The organism is Stenotrophomonas sp. STEN020, assembly GCF_056760195.1.
On the sequence record NZ_JBRREI010000055.1, the window covers coordinates 14,754 to 30,095 of the forward strand.

Annotated in this window: 16 protein-coding genes; 7 read left to right on the forward strand and 9 right to left on the reverse strand. The window is 63.2% G+C overall.

From position 1 onward, the window contains the following. Positions 1-41: 41 nt before the first annotated feature. The 4 genes from ACVOLZ_RS18290 to ACVOLZ_RS18305 all read right to left on the reverse strand — a co-directional run bounded on the left by ACVOLZ_RS18290 (position 42) and on the right by ACVOLZ_RS18305 (position 5,215). Positions 42-476, reverse strand: a complete 435-nt coding sequence (locus tag ACVOLZ_RS18290) for an EamA family transporter (RefSeq protein WP_481517365.1) — start codon at positions 474-476, stop codon at positions 42-44. A gap of 362 nt (positions 477-838) precedes the next feature. Then, complete coding sequence (locus ACVOLZ_RS18295; protein ID WP_481517366.1) at positions 839-2,494, reverse strand: phosphoethanolamine transferase; 1,656 nt, start codon at positions 2,492-2,494, stop codon at positions 839-841. Further along, positions 2,491-3,267 carry a phosphatase PAP2 family protein gene (locus ACVOLZ_RS18300; protein WP_481517367.1) on the reverse strand — a complete coding sequence of 259 codons (777 nt, stop codon included), beginning with the start codon at positions 3,265-3,267 and terminating at the stop codon, positions 2,491-2,493. The genes ACVOLZ_RS18295 and ACVOLZ_RS18300 overlap by 4 nt, the downstream gene beginning before the upstream one ends. A 217-nt stretch (positions 3,268-3,484) precedes the next feature. Further along, on the reverse strand, positions 3,485-5,215 hold the full coding sequence (locus ACVOLZ_RS18305; protein ID WP_481517368.1) for an ArnT family glycosyltransferase: 1,731 nt from the start codon (positions 5,213-5,215) through the stop codon (positions 3,485-3,487). A 180-nt stretch (positions 5,216-5,395) separates the two neighbouring features. Between ACVOLZ_RS18305 and ACVOLZ_RS18310 the strand changes: the two genes are divergently transcribed. Together ACVOLZ_RS18310 and ACVOLZ_RS18315 are read left to right on the forward strand one after the other, a co-directional pair. Further along, positions 5,396-6,088, forward strand: a complete 693-nt coding sequence (locus ACVOLZ_RS18310) for a response regulator transcription factor (RefSeq protein ID WP_481517369.1) — start codon at positions 5,396-5,398, stop codon at positions 6,086-6,088. Next, positions 6,085-7,365 (forward strand): sensor histidine kinase, encoded by a 1,281-nt coding sequence (locus ACVOLZ_RS18315; protein WP_481517370.1) that lies wholly within the window; start codon positions 6,085-6,087, stop codon positions 7,363-7,365. Before ACVOLZ_RS18310 ends, ACVOLZ_RS18315 begins: the two co-directional genes overlap by 4 nt. A gap of 85 nt (positions 7,366-7,450) precedes the next feature. On the opposite strand, the gene ACVOLZ_RS18320 is transcribed toward ACVOLZ_RS18315, so the two are convergent. Genes ACVOLZ_RS18320 through ACVOLZ_RS18340 form a run of 5 tightly spaced genes read right to left on the reverse strand, consistent with a single transcriptional unit; the run spans position 7,451 to position 10,453 of the window. Further along, a complete protein-coding gene (locus ACVOLZ_RS18320) occupies positions 7,451-7,939 on the reverse strand; it encodes a hypothetical protein (RefSeq protein ID WP_481517371.1) in 489 nt (162 codons plus the stop codon). 40 nt (positions 7,940-7,979) lie between these two features. Next, a complete protein-coding gene (gene minE, locus ACVOLZ_RS18325; protein WP_282271139.1) occupies positions 7,980-8,231 on the reverse strand; it encodes a cell division topological specificity factor MinE in 252 nt (83 codons plus the stop codon). Between the two features lie 2 nt (positions 8,232-8,233). Further along, positions 8,234-9,043 carry a septum site-determining protein MinD gene (gene minD / locus ACVOLZ_RS18330; protein ID WP_481517372.1) on the reverse strand — a complete coding sequence of 270 codons (810 nt, stop codon included), beginning with the start codon at positions 9,041-9,043 and terminating at the stop codon, positions 8,234-8,236. A 32-nt stretch (positions 9,044-9,075) separates the two neighbouring features. Beyond that, positions 9,076-9,861: a septum site-determining protein MinC gene (minC, locus tag ACVOLZ_RS18335; protein WP_481517373.1), complete on the reverse strand. Its 786-nt coding sequence runs from the start codon at positions 9,859-9,861 to the stop codon at positions 9,076-9,078. Position 9,862: 1 nt separating this feature from the next. Beyond that, the gene (locus tag ACVOLZ_RS18340; RefSeq protein ID WP_282271145.1) at positions 9,863-10,453 is read right to left on the reverse strand and encodes a GNAT family N-acetyltransferase; all 591 of its coding nucleotides are present in this window, start codon (positions 10,451-10,453) and stop codon (positions 9,863-9,865) included. A 149-nt stretch (positions 10,454-10,602) separates the two neighbouring features. Between ACVOLZ_RS18340 and ACVOLZ_RS18345 the strand changes: the two genes are divergently transcribed. The 5 genes from ACVOLZ_RS18345 to ACVOLZ_RS18365 all read left to right on the forward strand — a co-directional run bounded on the left by ACVOLZ_RS18345 (position 10,603) and on the right by ACVOLZ_RS18365 (position 15,092). Beyond that, complete coding sequence (locus ACVOLZ_RS18345; protein ID WP_481517374.1) at positions 10,603-11,802, forward strand: sensor histidine kinase; 1,200 nt, start codon at positions 10,603-10,605, stop codon at positions 11,800-11,802. Further along, the gene (locus ACVOLZ_RS18350; protein ID WP_481517375.1) at positions 11,802-12,443 is read left to right on the forward strand and encodes a response regulator; all 642 of its coding nucleotides are present in this window, start codon (positions 11,802-11,804) and stop codon (positions 12,441-12,443) included. Before ACVOLZ_RS18345 ends, ACVOLZ_RS18350 begins: the two co-directional genes overlap by 1 nt. A 342-nt stretch (positions 12,444-12,785) precedes the next feature. Further along, entirely contained in the window at positions 12,786-13,943 is a 1,158-nt protein-coding gene (locus tag ACVOLZ_RS18355) for a polyketide cyclase (protein ID WP_481517376.1), read from the forward strand. Positions 13,944-14,042: 99 nt separating this feature from the next. Then, positions 14,043-14,414, forward strand: a complete 372-nt coding sequence (locus tag ACVOLZ_RS18360; protein ID WP_481517377.1) for a DUF423 domain-containing protein — start codon at positions 14,043-14,045, stop codon at positions 14,412-14,414. Positions 14,415-14,417: 3 nt separating this feature from the next. Next, positions 14,418-15,092 carry a DNA-3-methyladenine glycosylase family protein gene (locus ACVOLZ_RS18365; RefSeq protein WP_481517378.1) on the forward strand — a complete coding sequence of 225 codons (675 nt, stop codon included), beginning with the start codon at positions 14,418-14,420 and terminating at the stop codon, positions 15,090-15,092. Positions 15,093-15,342: the final 250 nt, after the last annotated feature.

The following is a 15,342-nucleotide window of genomic DNA, read 5'->3' on the forward strand; positions in this document are numbered from 1 at the left end:
AAGGCTAGTTGGGCGGCGGCCGGGCCGCAAGTGGAGAAAGCTCAGCGCTTGAGCGCCATCAGCAGAACGCCGCCGCCGATCATCGCCACGCCCAGCCATTCGCGCCAGGCCAGGCGCTCGTGCAGGAAGGCCACGGCGAAGATGGCGACCAGCACCACGCTGAGCTTGTCGACCGGGGCTACCTGTGAGGCTGGGCCGCGTTGCAGGGCGCGGAAGTAGCACATCCAGGAGGCACCGGTAGCCAAGGCGGACAGCGCCAACCAGCCGACGGTTGTGCCGGGAAGCTGCAGCGGGTTGCTCCATTTGCCGGTGGCCGCGACGAACATCGCCAGCACCAGGCTGATGATGACGGTGCGCAGCAGCATTGCCATGTCCGAGTCGATGTTCTGCAGGCCGAGCTTGGCGAATATGGCGGTCAGCGCTGCGAATACGGCGGAAAGCAGTGCCCAGGGAAGCCATTGCGGGAAGGTGGCCATGAAAGATCCTTGTTGCCGAAGGCAGGCTGTTTGTGGGAGCGGCGTGAGCCGCGAAGCTGATGGATCTTCGTCGCGTCGTAAAGCAAGCAACTGCAACAGCTCCCCCCATCCGCCCCCCGCCTTCGCGGGGGCAGGCTCTTCGGGCACCTTCCCCGCAAGCGGGAGAAGGGAAGGTAGAGCCATAGCCCAAAGCCAAAGCCAAAGCCGAAGCCGAAGCCGAAGCCAAAACCGAAGCCAAAGCCAAAGCCAAAGCCAAAGCCGGGGCATCCCGCGTTCCGGCTTTCGCTACCTACAGCGTTCCAAACTCCCAAACCTGCATCGCAGCTAGCCAGAACCAGCCCAACACCAATCCCGTCAACCCATCAGCCTGCACATTCCGCAAACACATCCCGAGACCGGTCGTACGCCGAGGTCTGCACCTGCATCAGCCCAAGCACCGAGGGGAACAGGTTGTCCTGGTCGGTGCGCTGGGCGGACCGGCGGCGCACGCAGCTCATGTCCAGGCCACGATCCGCTGTAAACCCCGGCGAGAACCACATTACCATCGGTACCCGGGTCTGCTCTTCCGGCGCGATCGCATACGGCACGCCGTGCAGATACAGGCCCTTTTCACCCAGTGATTCGCCGTGATCGGACAGGTAGATCATCGCCGTGTCGTAGTCGTCCATTCCGCGCAGGGAAGCGATGGTGCGGGTCAGGAAATGATCGGTATAGCGGATTGCATTGTCGTAGCTGTTGACGATGTCCTCGCGGCTGCACTTGCCCAGGTCCGCTGTGTCACACGTGGGTGCGAACTGGCGGAATTGCGCCGGATAGCGCTGGAAGTAGCTCGGGCCGTGGTTGCCCAGCTGGTGCAGCACAACCACGCGATCGCCGGGCTTGGTGCGCACCTGTGCAGCGAGATTTTCCAGAAGAATCTCATCCATGCAGCGCCCATCGGCGCACAGGCCCGGCGTGGTTGCATCATCCAGACGCTGGATTTCGAGGCCGTCGCAAACGCCTTTGCAGCCGGACTGGTTATCGCGCCAGAGGGTGGCGATGCCGGCGTGTTCAAGCACGTGTAGCAGTGACTGGTGGCCGCGGATCTTTTTCTCATCGTAGTCGTGACGGCCAAACGGCGAGAACATGCAGGGCAGCGATACTTCGGTGCTGGTACCGCAGGAATGCATGTCCGGGAAATTGATCACGCCGGTCTGCGCCAGCTCCGGGGTGGTCTGGCGGGCATAGCCGTTCAAACCCCAGTTCTGCGCACGCACGGTTTCGCCTACAACCAGTACCAGCAGACGCGGTTTGCTGCCAGCCGCACGTGGCATGGCCTTGGCATCGGTACCCAATGGCAACTTGGGTTGCTTCTTCATGGGGCTGGAGCTGGCAAAGTTCTGCTTCAGTGCGATCAGATAGTTGGCCGGCGTGGCCAGGTAACGCACTTCCCGGTGATTGCGCATCAATGCGGAAACGTTCTGGAACGACAGCATGGTGCCGGCGCCGCCCGCCACGATCACGCCCACCAGGAAGGCGATACGCCACAGGAGGGCTCGCCCCCAGCTGCGCTTGCGCAACCGCACGCGCCACAGCAGCAGGGTCGGCAGCAGGCCGTAGCCGAGCAGCGGCAGCAGCAATGCCGGTGTCATCAGCTCACGTGATTCCTTGTGGTCGGTGGCCAGCACATTGCGCAGCATGTCCGCGTCCAGATAGACGTTGTAGCTGTTCATGTAATGCGTGGCGAAGGCAGTGGTGATGAACAACAGGGTCAGCACGACCTTGGCATTCCAACGCCAGATCAGCAGGCTGAACAAAATTGCATGCACGCTCACCAGTAGCGCAAACAGCGACACCGCGAACAGGATGCTGCTCGGGTTGGTTGCAATGGCGCTGCGCCAGAACAGGGTGTTGCAGACCAGCGCGAAGAAAACGCTGGCCAACAGTATCAAGGTCTCGGTGCTGATCTCCGGGCGCCAGTTGCGCAGGCGCGACCAGGAGAGCTGCAGTCCGATGGGGCGGGGGGCAGCGACGCTCATGCGCTTTCTCCAATGGTGCCAACTGCGGCGCGCGACGGGGATGTGATGGATGCAGAAGCAGGGAACATCCACAGATAGAGGATGGTTGCGACCAGCCAGCTGATCGCCAAGGCCCACAGGTCGTGAGAGGCAAAGTGGGCGCCACGCAGCTGCTGGGCCAGGCCGAACACCATGCCGACCAGCAGGGCGATGCTCAGTGCTGGCCAGCGCCATTGCGGACGCACCTGCAACATGAAGAAGAACAGCGCCACCCAGGCGTAGCCCGAGCCGGCATGTCCGGCCGGGAAGCAGGCGGCGTGGCCAAGGGCGACCGGGCGTTGTTCGAACAGGCCGATGAAGGGGCGCAGGCCGCCGTAGCGCTCCAGGTCCCAGGGACAGTCCATATGGGTCCAGGATTTCAGCAGCGCGACGATGCTGGTGGTCAGTGCTACCGATGACAGCAGGTAGGCCAGTGGCCGCCGCAGTGGGCGCCAGCGCATGTCCATGCAGCTGCGGATCAGCGCCAGGATCACCAGCAGGGCGACAAACCAGGTCAGGTTGCGGCCGCCCTTATGAATGAGGTGGCTGGTCCACCACGCGTCTTTCAACGCCCATTGGCTGCCTTGCCAGCGGAACAACTGGTCAGCCAGCCACTGGTCTCCATTGCCGGCCATCAACAACAGACTACCGATGGCGGCAACCACTAGCGGGATCAGCAGGACGCGCCCGGCGAAACTTAAACGACTGCGTTGGGTGACCGGAATCAGGGCGGCGGAAGTGGGTTGCTGCGACATGGAGCTGGGGCACCGTCAATCTGGATGCGGCCATGCTCGGTCGGCCTGTGTCGGAGACAGGTCGGAACGATGTCGTGAATTTGTCAGTGCTTCAGTTTGGCTGCCGGTATGGCCGCTGTGCCTTGAACGTAAGAGAGGCTGTGCCTGGTCCGGCGCAGCCTCTCTTACGTGTGTTTCAACAAGTCCGCTTCAATAAGCGCGCTGCAATCAGCAGGCGTCAATCGCCGTCGCTTTCCAGTGCGCCTTCTCCGCCGGCCACCACACCGTGGGTCTTGGCTACGCAGTCAGCGTGCAGCGCGGTGCCGGGCAGCAGCTGCCAGTTGTTGCGGTTGGCGCTGCCGATGTCGATGATCTGGCCCTTGTCTGCGCAGGGCGTCATCGCCTTGTCCAGCACGAACAGCCAGCGCCGTTGTGGGTCTTCAGTCACCCAGCGTGCTGCGTCTTCCCATTGTTCGGCGACTGGGCGTTTGAAGCCGAAGTCGGTAGCTTGCGGATGGGTCTGCAACAGGTTCTGTTCACGCCACGCAACCATGCCCAGCTCCGCGTCCGGACCAATGCGCGCGCGCACCTTGTCCATCACCAGCGAGGCGGAGCTGTAGGGATCAAGTGCAGGCATCGCACCCAGCCCGTACATCGACCACAGCATTACCGTGGTCAGCACCACTGCCAGCCCGGCACGGCGCAGTCGCAGAACCAGCACCAACAGTAGCGAGGCAGCGCCAAAGCCGATCAACCACCAGCCAACCTGCGGCAACACCCATGGGTCGATCGCGCGCTTGATCGCGCTGCGTTGCGCCCAGCCATCGCCGTGCACGGCGCCATAGCCGACCACCAGCGTGGCTACGGCCAATAGCAGCACATACAACAGCAGCAGCCAGCGCACACCGGTGCGGCGCAGCAGGCCCGGCAGCAGCGGTGCTGCGGCTACGGCCAGGGCAGGCAGCATCGGCAGGATGTAGACCTCACGCTTGCCCGGGCTGGCACTGAAGAACACCAACACCAGCAATGCCCAGCCCAGCAGCAGGATGTAGCGGGGATCGGCGCGGCGGCAGCGGCGCCACCATGCCGGTAGCAGCCAAGGTGCCAGCAGGCTGCCTGGCAGCCACAGCGTGGCCATCACCTGCAGGTAATACCAGAACGGTTGGTGATGGTGCCAGGCGTTGGCATAGCGGGTGCCGGTCTGCTTGAACAGCAGTTCCTTTGCGTAGGACTGCAGGTGCGGGTCGGGGTTCTGCAGCAGGGCGATGGCGAGCGGGCCCAGCCAGATCGCGGTGCCGGCCAGGAAGGCGGGTAGCAGTAGCCACCAGCCCCAGCTGCGGCCCGGCCCGGCTGCCTGCGGGTGACGCCAGCGCCAAGCCATCCACGGCAGCAACATCAGCAGCGGCAGGAAGCCCACGCCCTTGGTGACGGTGCCTGCACCGGCCGCGAAAGCAGCCAGGGCCAGCGCCCACCAGTTCGGGCCAAGCAATAGGTGACGTACCAGCCCCCACAGCGCCAGCGTGGTCATGCCGACCAGCACCATGTCGATCTGTGCGCGCTTGGCCATCAGCCCGAACTGGATGCAGACGAACAGGCCAACCACCGCATAGCGGGCGATCTGCCGGTTCCACAGCTGCCGGCTCATGTCCCAGGTCAGCCACAGGGTGAGCAGGGCTGCCAGCAACGAGGGCACCAGGAAGGACAGGTTCCAGTCGCCGATGACCTTGTAGGTGGCGGCCTGGATCCACATGAAGGTGGCTGGCTTCTCCGCATACAACTCGCTGCCGCGGTGCGGCAGCAGCCACTGCCCGGTCTCCACCATGTGCCGCGCGGCCAGTACGAAGCGTGGCTCGTCGGGTGGGGCAGGGGAGCGCATGCCAAGCCCGGCCAGCAGGCTGGCGACGACCAGCGCGATGAGGATGGCAAACCATAGTTTCGTGCTGGAAGAACGCGGTGGATTTGGGCGCACAGGCGGCTCGGTGTCAAAGGCTGGCGGGATGATGACGCAGATGACGTTGGAAACGCGTCGAAACCGTGCGCTGCGAACGCTGCATTGCAGGTTTGGATGCCATTCCGACGACAATTCGACGACAGCGGCGCTAGGATACGACGGTAATGCCTCGGCCCGGGGCAGCAAGGTAATGCCCGCATGCGGCTGCTGGTCATTGAAGACAATCGCAATCTGATCGCCAACCTGTTCGATTACTTCGAAGCGCGCGGGCACACCCTCGACGTCGCCCCGGACGGCATCACTGGCCTGCATCTTGCCGGTACCCAGAACTACGACGCCATCCTGCTGGATTGGATGCTGCCGCGCATGGAGGGGCCGGAGGTGCTGCGTAAACTGCGCGAGGAGTTCCGCTCCGAAGTGCCGGTAATCATGCTTACCGCCCGCGACGAGCTGCCGGACAAGATCACCGGCTTCCGTGCTGGTGCCGATGACTACCTGACCAAGCCGTTCGCGCTGCCGGAACTGGAAGTGCGGCTTGAAGCGGTGTTGGCGCGCACGCATGGACGCAATCCACGCAAGCGACTGGAGGTCCATGACCTGAGTCTGGACATGGCTACGTTTGAGGCCCGCCGCGGTGGTCAGGTGCTGCATCTCTACCCGGCCTGCCGCAAGCTGCTGGAAGTGCTGATGCGCGCCAGCCCGGCCGCTGTCACCCGCAACCAGCTGGAATACGCGCTATGGGGTGATGAGCCGCCGGATGGCGACATGCTTCGCTCGCATATCTACGAGCTGCGGCGTGCGGTAGATGGTCCGTTCGAACAGAAGCTGCTGCAGACTTTGCCGCGAGTCGGTTATCGCCTGTCCGCGCCGGTGGCGGAAAGCGCGCAATGAAACGCCGCACTCTGCGTCGCAAGTTGTTGGGCTGGTTGGCTGTGTATGTGGCGCTGATTACGGTGGCGGTGTTCAGTGCCGCCAACTATGTGCACGAACATGCCGAGCACGCTGTATGGCGCTCGCTGCTGAACACCGAATTGGACAGCATCATCGGCCAGATGCGAGTGGATCCTGCATACCACTGGCAGGATTCGGACACCTTGCATTTCTACGCCGGCAGCGAACCGGGCGGAATTCCTGAAGAACTGGCGCAGTTGCACCCCGGCCTGCATGACGGCGCATTGCTGGGCGGCAAACAGGCGGCCGTGATGGTGCGCGATACCAGCGATTTCGGGCGGGTGGTATTGGCATTGGATATCACCGATTTCGGTGAGTTGGAGCACTTTGTCACGCGATGGGCGCTGCTGGCCGGCATCGGTCTGTTGCTGGTGACCCTGGTGATGGCCTGGGTGGGCATGACCCGCTTGGTGCGCCCTTTGTCGGTGCTGGCGCAGGACATTGCCGAGCTGCGACCGGAGCGTCGCCGCCAACAGGTGCGGGTGGACAAGCGCGGTAGCACCGAGCTGGAAGTGATTGCCGGTGCCTTGAATGATTACCTGCAGCGCAACGAGCATTTTGTCGAGCGCGAGCGGGCGTTCATCAGCACGGCCAGCCATGAGTTGCGCACGCCGATCGCGGTTATCAGTGGCGCTGCCGAACTCGCGCTGGAGCAGCCGGGCTTGCCCGAGCGCGCGCGCCAGCAATTGCAGCGGGTGCGCAGCACCGCTGCGGGCGTGGAACAGCTGATCCAGCTGTTGCTGGTGCTTGCGCGTGATCCGGCCAAGCTGGCTGCGATGAGTGAGCTGATGGCGCTGGATGAGCTGTTGCCAGAGATCGCCGAGGACCATCGTCATCTGGCAAAGGGCAAGGAGCTGGAGCTTGTGCTGGTGGAGCTTGCGCCCTGCCAGATTCTTGCGCCGATGGCCGTGGTGCAGGCCGCGGTTGGCAATCTGCTGCGCAATGCCATCGAGAACAGCGATCGTGGCATTGTGCGGGTCTGTATCTCGGCGGATGCGGTGCTGACCATTGAAGATCCCGGCCATGGCATGAGCCCGGAAGAAGTCGCGCAGGTGTATGCGCGCATGACCAGGGGTGAGCGCAACCTTGGCGCAGGCATCGGCCTGGGCCTGATTGCACGGCTGTGCGATCACCTGGGTTGGCAGCTGGAGATTCATTCGCAGCGTGATCGCGGCACCCGCGTCACGTTGGATATGAGTAGTTCAAAGCCGCGGTAGCACCGCTTCATCTGTAGAGTGCAGCCATGCTGCGCTGGGGCATTACCGGGAAGGCTTCTGCCGAGCATGGTTCGGCACTACAGGCTCAGAGTGGCAGCAGCTCGCGCTCGATCAACCAGCTGCGGGCATCCTCGGCGTCCTGCTCAAACCAGGCCTGGGTCGAGCCCAGGCGGTAGGTGTAGCCCCAGCTGTCCATGTCGGCCATCAGCCGCGCGCTGCCTACGCCCGGCAATTGCCCGGCCAGCACGATCTGCAGGTAGCAGGTGGCGTCTTCCTCGGGCACCGAGTCGGTGGCGTCGGTGTGCACCTGTGCACGAAGCTCGGGCGGCAGCACGATCAGGTGGCAGGACTCGTGCAGCATCGAATGCACCGGCGTGTCGTCGCGCACATAGACGTCGCAGGCGATGATGCCGGCCTCGGGCTCGCCCCAGTAGCTGCCGGGAATCTTCTCACCAGCGGCTACGTGATTAAGGCGCAGGCCGTGGCGCGCGAGCAGGCTCGCGGCGTCAGTCCACTGGATATCGCCAACGCACAGCACGGGCCGGGTTGGTTCGTTGGCAGGGGTTTCGTTCACGGCTGTTTGAGTCCCGGCGGCCGTGGCCGCCGGGCTGATATCACTTGTCGTCGGGCAGGGCCACGGAAATGTCGAGCACGTCGTTGGCGCCGTCCTTGACCAGGTCCACCTTGACCGCGTCGGCGTCGATGTTGACGTACTTCTTGATCACTTCCAGCAGCTCACGCTGCAGCAGCGGCAGGTAGTCCGGGCCGCCGCGGGTGCTGCGCTCCTGCGCGATGATGATCTGCAGGCGGTTCTTCGCCGTTTCGGCGGTGGTCTTCTTCTGTCTCAGGAAGTCGAGCAGTCCCATGCTTATCCTCCAAACAACTTGCTGAAGAAGCCCTTCTTCTCCACGGTGATGAAGCGCATCGGGCGCTCTTCGCCCAGGATGCGGCTCACGGCGTCATCGTAGGCCTGTCCGGCCGGCGATTCGGTGTCCAGGATGACCGGCTCGCCCTTGTTCGAGGCATTGAGCACGTCGCCCGATTCGGGGATGACGCCGATGGCCTTGAGCCCCAGCACTTCTTCCACGTCGGTGATGCTCAGCATCTCGCCGCTTTCAACGCGGACCGGGCTGTAGCGGGTCAGCAGCAGGTAGGCCGGCACGGCCTTGCCGGCTTCGGCATTGGCGGTCTTGGAGTCGAGCAGGCCGATGATGCGGTCCGAGTCGCGTACCGAGGACACTTCCGGGTTGACCACCACAACGGCGCGATCAGCGAAGTACATCGCCAGGAACGCGCCCTTCTCGATGCCGGCCGGGGAGTCACAGATGATGTAGTCGAAACCGTCGGCAGCCAGATCCTTGAGGACCTTCTCCACGCCTTCCTTGTTCAATGCGTCCTTGTCGCGGGTCTGCGAGGCAGCCAGCACGAACAGGTTGTCAAAGCGCTTGTCCTTGATCAGGGCCTGCTTCAGCGTGGCCTCGCCGTGGACGACGTTGACGAAGTCGTACACCACCCGGCGCTCGCAGCCCATGATCAGGTCAAGGTTGCGCAGGCCGACGTCGAAGTCGATGACGGCGACTTTCTTGCCGCGCCGCGCGATGCCACAGGCGATGCTTGCGCTGGAGGTGGTCTTGCCAACGCCACCCTTGCCGGAAGTGACTACGATTATTTCAGCCAAAGGATCTCTCCTGAATGTCGTTGTGAGCTGCGTCAATCCAGCGCAGCAATCATGATCTGGTCCTGTTCCAGCCACACCTGCACGGCCTTGCCGCGCAGGTTGTCCGGAATATCGTCCAGTACCTTATACCGTCCTGCAATCGCGACCAGTTCAGCGTGGAAGTCGCGACAGAAAATGCGTGCGCTGGTGTTGCCCTGGGCACCGGCCAATGCGCGGCCACGCAGCGTACCGTAGATATGGATGCTGCCGTCGGCGATGACCTCGGCACCGGCGCCTACCGTTGAAAGTACGGTCAGGTCGCAGTTCTCTGCGTAAAGCTGTTGGCCCGAGCGGACCGTGCTCAGCTGCATCTTGCCGGGCTGCGGTGCGGCACCATCAACGGCGGTGGCCGGTGCGGCAGGGGGGGCGGCTGCGGCTGCGGCGCGCTTGCTCTGCTTGGGGGCTGGCGCAGGTGTCGCCGCAGGTTCGGTTTCGAGGGGTTCGTACTGGGCGCGGAACTTGGCCAGTACCGGAAGGCCCAACTGCTGCGACAGGGTTTCCGTTTCGCTGGTGCCGTACGCCAGTGCAACCGGAAGCACACCTGCATCGCGCAGGCCATTGACCAGGCTTTGTGCGGTGGCCAGGTCCGGAAGTTGGCTCAAACCACCAAAATCCAGGATCACTGCCGCGCGGCCGAACAGTTTGGGCGCGCGCGCCACGCGTTCGCGCATTTCCTGGGCCAGGCGCTCCACGTCGAGGGTGCGGATGCGCAGGTTGGCAATGCCGACCTGCCCGATTTTCAGTTCACCAGCTTGCTCGTAGTCCAAATTCACTGCCATCTCAGGTTCCGGTCGGCCGCTGTTGCAGCAGCCGGCGTGTGTTGCCTACCCAGGGAACGTCGGGCAGGTTGTCGCCATAGGTCTCTTTTACCCACTCGTAGCTGCACAGATCCTTGAGCAGCATGCTGGCCCGTACATCGACCGAGGGCATGGTGTTCTGGCCGACCTCGCGGAAACCGAAGCTGCCATGGAACAGCAGGGCGGCATCGGCGCCGTGGTCGAGGAAGACCTCGCAGGCCATCTGTGGGTAGCGCAGCTCAGCGTAGCTCTGGGCATCGGCGTAGAACGCGCGGCCGACACCACCACCACGGCGGCGGCTGGCCACCACGATGCGGTCGATATAGAAGAAGCTGGGGTAGCGCTGCTGGAACCAGGCGAAGTTGCAGCTGTCATGGGCACTGTTGCTGCCGTAGCCGACCAGAAAGCCGGCCATGTTGCCGTCGCGTTCGGCAACCCGGAAGTATTCGGCGGTTTCGTAGAAACGGCGGACTTTGGCTGCATCCAGCGGAAGAATCGCAAGACCAGCGTTGTTGTTCAGTGCCAGGACGGAATCGAGCTCGTGCTCGCGCACGTCGCGGATAACAATCGACATTGTGACTCCGTGGGGTATCGCGGTCGGCCCAAAGGGCTGTGGCGCGATTATCGCATGGGTGGCACGAGCCGGGCGAGCCATCAGCGAAGGTCGCCATGCATGACTTCCGAGGGAGGGCGTTGGGGCGCTCGGGTCCTTACCATGCACCCATGTTGGGATACCTCAGCCATACCCGAGTCCTCCGCCTGGCTGGCCTGTTTACCTGGGCCCTGGTCAGTCTGCCCCTTATCTATACCCAGTACGCGCCGGAGGAGGGCGTGCTGCAGCCTGCCGCCGGCGAGGCGGTCTGGCTGTTCCTGGCCTACCTGACGTTTGGTGGCTGCTACTTCTGGCTGACCCGCGGGCTCAATGCCGCCGGCCACACCAGCTGGTATGACCGGTTGGCGCTGCTGTTGTTGACGGTTTCAGCGCTGGTGGTCAGTTATCTGTCCGCCACCGGCCTGGGCAGCATCCTGATGATGGTCGCTGCCGGGGTGATCCCGTGGCTGCTGAGCCGCTGGGTGGGCGTTATCTGGCTGGTACTGAGCCAGCTGGCGGTGCTGCCGGTCTATAACCTGATCCTGGGCTTGCCGCTGTTCGAAGCGCTGCTGCAGTCGCTGCTGTATGGCGGTTTCTCGATGTTCATCTTCGTCACCAGCCTGGTCGCGCGGCAGCAGACCCAGGCGCGGGAGGAGCAGCGGCGCTTGAATGCCGAGCTGCGCGCCACCCGCCTGCTGCTGGCCGAAAGTGCCCGGGTCAACGAGCGCACCCGCATTTCCCGTGAGCTGCATGACCTGCTCGGCCACCATCTGACCGCGTTGAGCCTGAACCTGGAAGTGGCCGGGCATATCACCGAGGGCCAGGCGCAGGAGCACGTACGGCAGGCGCATACCCTGGCCAAGCTGTTGCTGACCGACGTGCGCGAGGCAGTCAGCCAGCTGCGCGAGAGCGGGGCGATCGACCTGGCGGCGGCGCTGCGGCCGCTGACCGAGCGGGTGCCGTCGCTGGATATCCATCTGCAGATAGAAGACCCATTCAGCGTTGAAGATCCCGAGCGGGCCCATGTGCTGCTGCGCTGTACGCAGGAAATCATCACCAATGCGGTGCGCCATGCCGGCGCCCGCAATCTGTGGATCAGTGTGGAACGGGATGCTGCCCAGGTGGTCATCAGCGCGCATGATGACGGCATTGGCGGCGATTTTGAGGAAATAATGCCCGGTAATGGCTTGCGCGGCATGCGCGAGCGGCTGGCGCAGTATGGGGGTGTGCTGGACGTTTCGGCGCGAAGCGGTGAGGGTTTCCGTCTTCGCGCCAGCCTGCCACTGGTTACCAATATGATGTTGGCCTCAGGGCCGCAAGGAGTGAATTGATGATCCGTGTCTGTCTGGTCGACGACCAAACCCTGGTCCGGCAGGGCATCCGTTCGCTGCTGGCGCTGGATGACAGTATTGAAGTGGTGGCCGAGGCTATCGATGGGCGCCAGGCGGTGGAGATGATTCCGCAGGTGCAGCCGGATGTGGTGCTGATGGATATGCGCATGCCGGTGATGTCGGGGCTGGAAGCCCTGCAGACGCTGAGCCGCGCCGGCGCGCTGCCGCCTTCGATCATCCTGACCACCTTTGACGATGACCAACTGGTGCTGGCCGGGCTCAAGGCCGGTGCCAAGGGCTATCTGCTCAAGGATGTGACCCTGGAACAGCTGGTGGGCGCCATCCGTACCGTGGCCAACGGTGGCTCCTTGGTGCAGCCGGCGGTGACCCAGCGTCTGCTTTCCGGGCTGGAACACATGCGCAACGAGTTTGTCAGCCTCGATCGGCCGGACCCGTTGACCGACCGCGAGACCGAGATCCTGCGCTTGATGGCCAGTGGCTTCTCCAACAAGGAGATCGCCAACTCCCTGGGCGTGGCCGAGGGCACCATCAAGAACCACGTCTCCAACATTCTGTCCAAGCTGGGTGTGCGTGACCGTACCCGTGCCGTGCTCAAGGCCTTTGAGCTGCAACTGGTCTGAACTGCAAGCAGGAGAGGGCGCTTCGACTTGGATGAATGCGCCACTCCGCGTTGTTGATCGCGCGGCGGGCGGTCTGTGAAAAGTTGTTTACGGGACTGGTGCTGGACACCATTCACAGTGGAAAATAGCGCCGCTACGGACGAAGTACAGTCCAAGCTATCGGCTGAAGGCGCGTAGGGTTGGTGGTTGATACGCTACCCTGCGGCCTATCGATTGAGATAGCGCATTCTGGTAATGGAAACCGGTGCGCCAAATGTGCTGAACAACCTGCGGAAAGCCTGCTAGGATGGGGGCTTCCCTTCAAATCAACCCGGCCGTGGGATCGGCCCCGGAGACTCCTGAATGACCCGTATTATCGAGTTCCTGATCGCTTTGGGGATCGTGGCTGGCCTGTTTGTCCTCATTGGCGTGTGTCTGCCGGGCGAGCGCCACATTACCGAAAGCATCGAAACCAACCGCAAGATGACGATCGTGTATGACACGGTCAACAGCCTGCGCCGCTTCAAGGATTGGAATCCGCTTGTGCTGCGCGACAAGGCCGTAGAGCTGAAGTTCAGCGGCCCGGACGCCGGCAAGGGCGCCCGTATGGACTATGCCTCCAAGGACCTGGGCCAGGGCAGCTGGGAAATCACCGATAGCGAAAAGAACAAGCGCGTCGTGATTGCCATCGAAGATCCGACCCGCGGTACCGACAAGGTGACCTCGTTCACGCTCGAGCCGACCGGCAAGAACGATCGCAACGTCAAGATCACCCAGGACTACAGCGTCAAGTACGGTTTCGACCTGTTTGGTCGTTACGCTGGCTTGTACGTCAGCCGTCACATCGGTGACGACCTGAAGCTGGGTCTGTCGCGCATGGCCAACATGCTGGCCTCGGTGCCGAACGTTGACTACGCCGCTGCCGAAGCACCGCTGACTGACCTGAAGGTTGTCCAGGTGCCGGCTGAGAACCTGCTGGTGGTCAACGCCGGTAACATCGATCGCAACAACGATGCCATCCAGAAGTCGATTGACGACAACATGGAATGGATCAAGCGCACGATGGATGCCAATGGCCTGGTCGCCGCTGGTCCGGTCCGTATCGTCACCACCGATTTCGGTGCTGAGAAGTACGCCTTCGACGTGGCTCTGCCGGTTCGCAAGGGCAGCGCTGCTGCTCCGGCTGCAGACAAGAAGGACGGCGAAGCTGCCGCTCCGGCCGTTGCTGCCGCTCCGGCCGTTGCTGCCGCACCGGTTGCTGCTGGTGATGCTGCCGAGCTGAGCGTCAAGATCCCCGCGGGCAACCCGGTGACCTACGTGCATGCTCCGGCCCACCGTTCGGCATTTGCTTCCTACACCGGCCACATGGCTGGCCTGGACCTGGCCCGTAACGGCCTGCGTGCATGGGCTACCACCACCGGCAACGAAGTCGTTGATCGTCCGTATGAGTCGTGGAAGGGTGGTGTGGCCAAGGCCTTCACCGTCGATGGTTCCTACGACCTCTACTGGGCGGTCAAGTAATCATCGGGCTGTTGACGATGATCTGATCGAGAAAACGCGCCGCTTCCAGCGGCGCGTTTTTTTTATGGATGGTGTTTTCAGGATTGATTGGAGAACGAGATGTTGGGAGTGGAACGGCGTACGCGTAAGCCCTCGTTTCTGGCTTTCTGCGGCGGCCTGCTGGCGGCCGCGGCGATCAGCTTGTCGGCCTATGCCTCGCATGGAGTGAGTGATCCGCTGGCACAGTCACATCTGAACACCGCGGCCTTGTACGCGTTCGGCCACGGCGTTGTGCTGGTGGGGTTGGGCGCGTCGTCGGTGAACCAGTTGGGTCGAGGTGCGCTGTATGTATTGCTGGTCGGTACCTTGTTGTTCTCCGGTAGCCTGGTCGGCAATGTGCTGATGCATTGGCCGACGACGCTGGCACCGGCCGGTGGCATCACCTTGATGGGCGGTTGGGTGCTGCTGGCACTCAGTGCCTTGCGCCGCTGAGCCATGCCCCGCTACCGGCGCGGCTTCGACATCGATGAGGCGCAGGCGCACCTGCAGCGAGTGGACAAGCGTCTGGCCAGCTGGATGCGCCGCATTGGTCCATTGCCGCCGCCGCAAGGCTGGGCGCGTTCGTTCGATCCGGTGGATGCATTGGCGCGGGCAATCCTGTTCCAGCAGCTCAGTGGCAAGGCCGCTTCGACGATAGTTGGCCGGGTGGAGACGGCGATTGGCAGCAAGCGCCTGCACGCCGCAAGCCTTGATCTGATTGATGACCCCGGGCTGCGGGCGTGTGGTGTATCCGGTAGCAAGGCCTTGGCGCTGCGTGACCTTGCCCGGCGCGAGCGCGCCGGTGAACTACCTGGTTTGCGGCAGATGTCGGTGATGGATCATCAGGCCATCGTCGACGCTCTGGTGGCGGTGCGCGGGATTGGCCGCTGGACCGTGGAGATGATGCTGATGTTCCGCCTCGGCCGGCCCGATATCCTGCCTATCGATGACCTGGGAATCCGCAAGGGCGCTCAGCGCTTGGATGGCGGCGAGACCATGCTGACGCCCAAGGCCCTGGCCGAGCGCGGCGAGCGCTGGGGCCCGTACCGCACCTGGGCCAGCCTGTATCTATGGCGCATCGCCGACTTCAGTGCCGAGCCCAAACAAACAACCAATCGCTCGCAGGACTGAGCTGCTCTTTTGTAGGAGCGGCGTAAGCCGCGAAGCCAGTGGTGGGGCATCGGGCCTGAATTGCTGCCGGCCTGACCGAATCTGTCTCAGCATCGAGCAGGATGTTTATCTTGATTGCGGTTTTGCCCGGCGGCTCGGTTGCTGTCGGGGTTGGGGGGGGGGCGGCGAGGGAGCCAAAACGAAACAACGACGGGAATTGTGTTTGTAGGAGGGAGAGAGCGACCACGTAGAAAGTGAGAAGGGGGGGGGA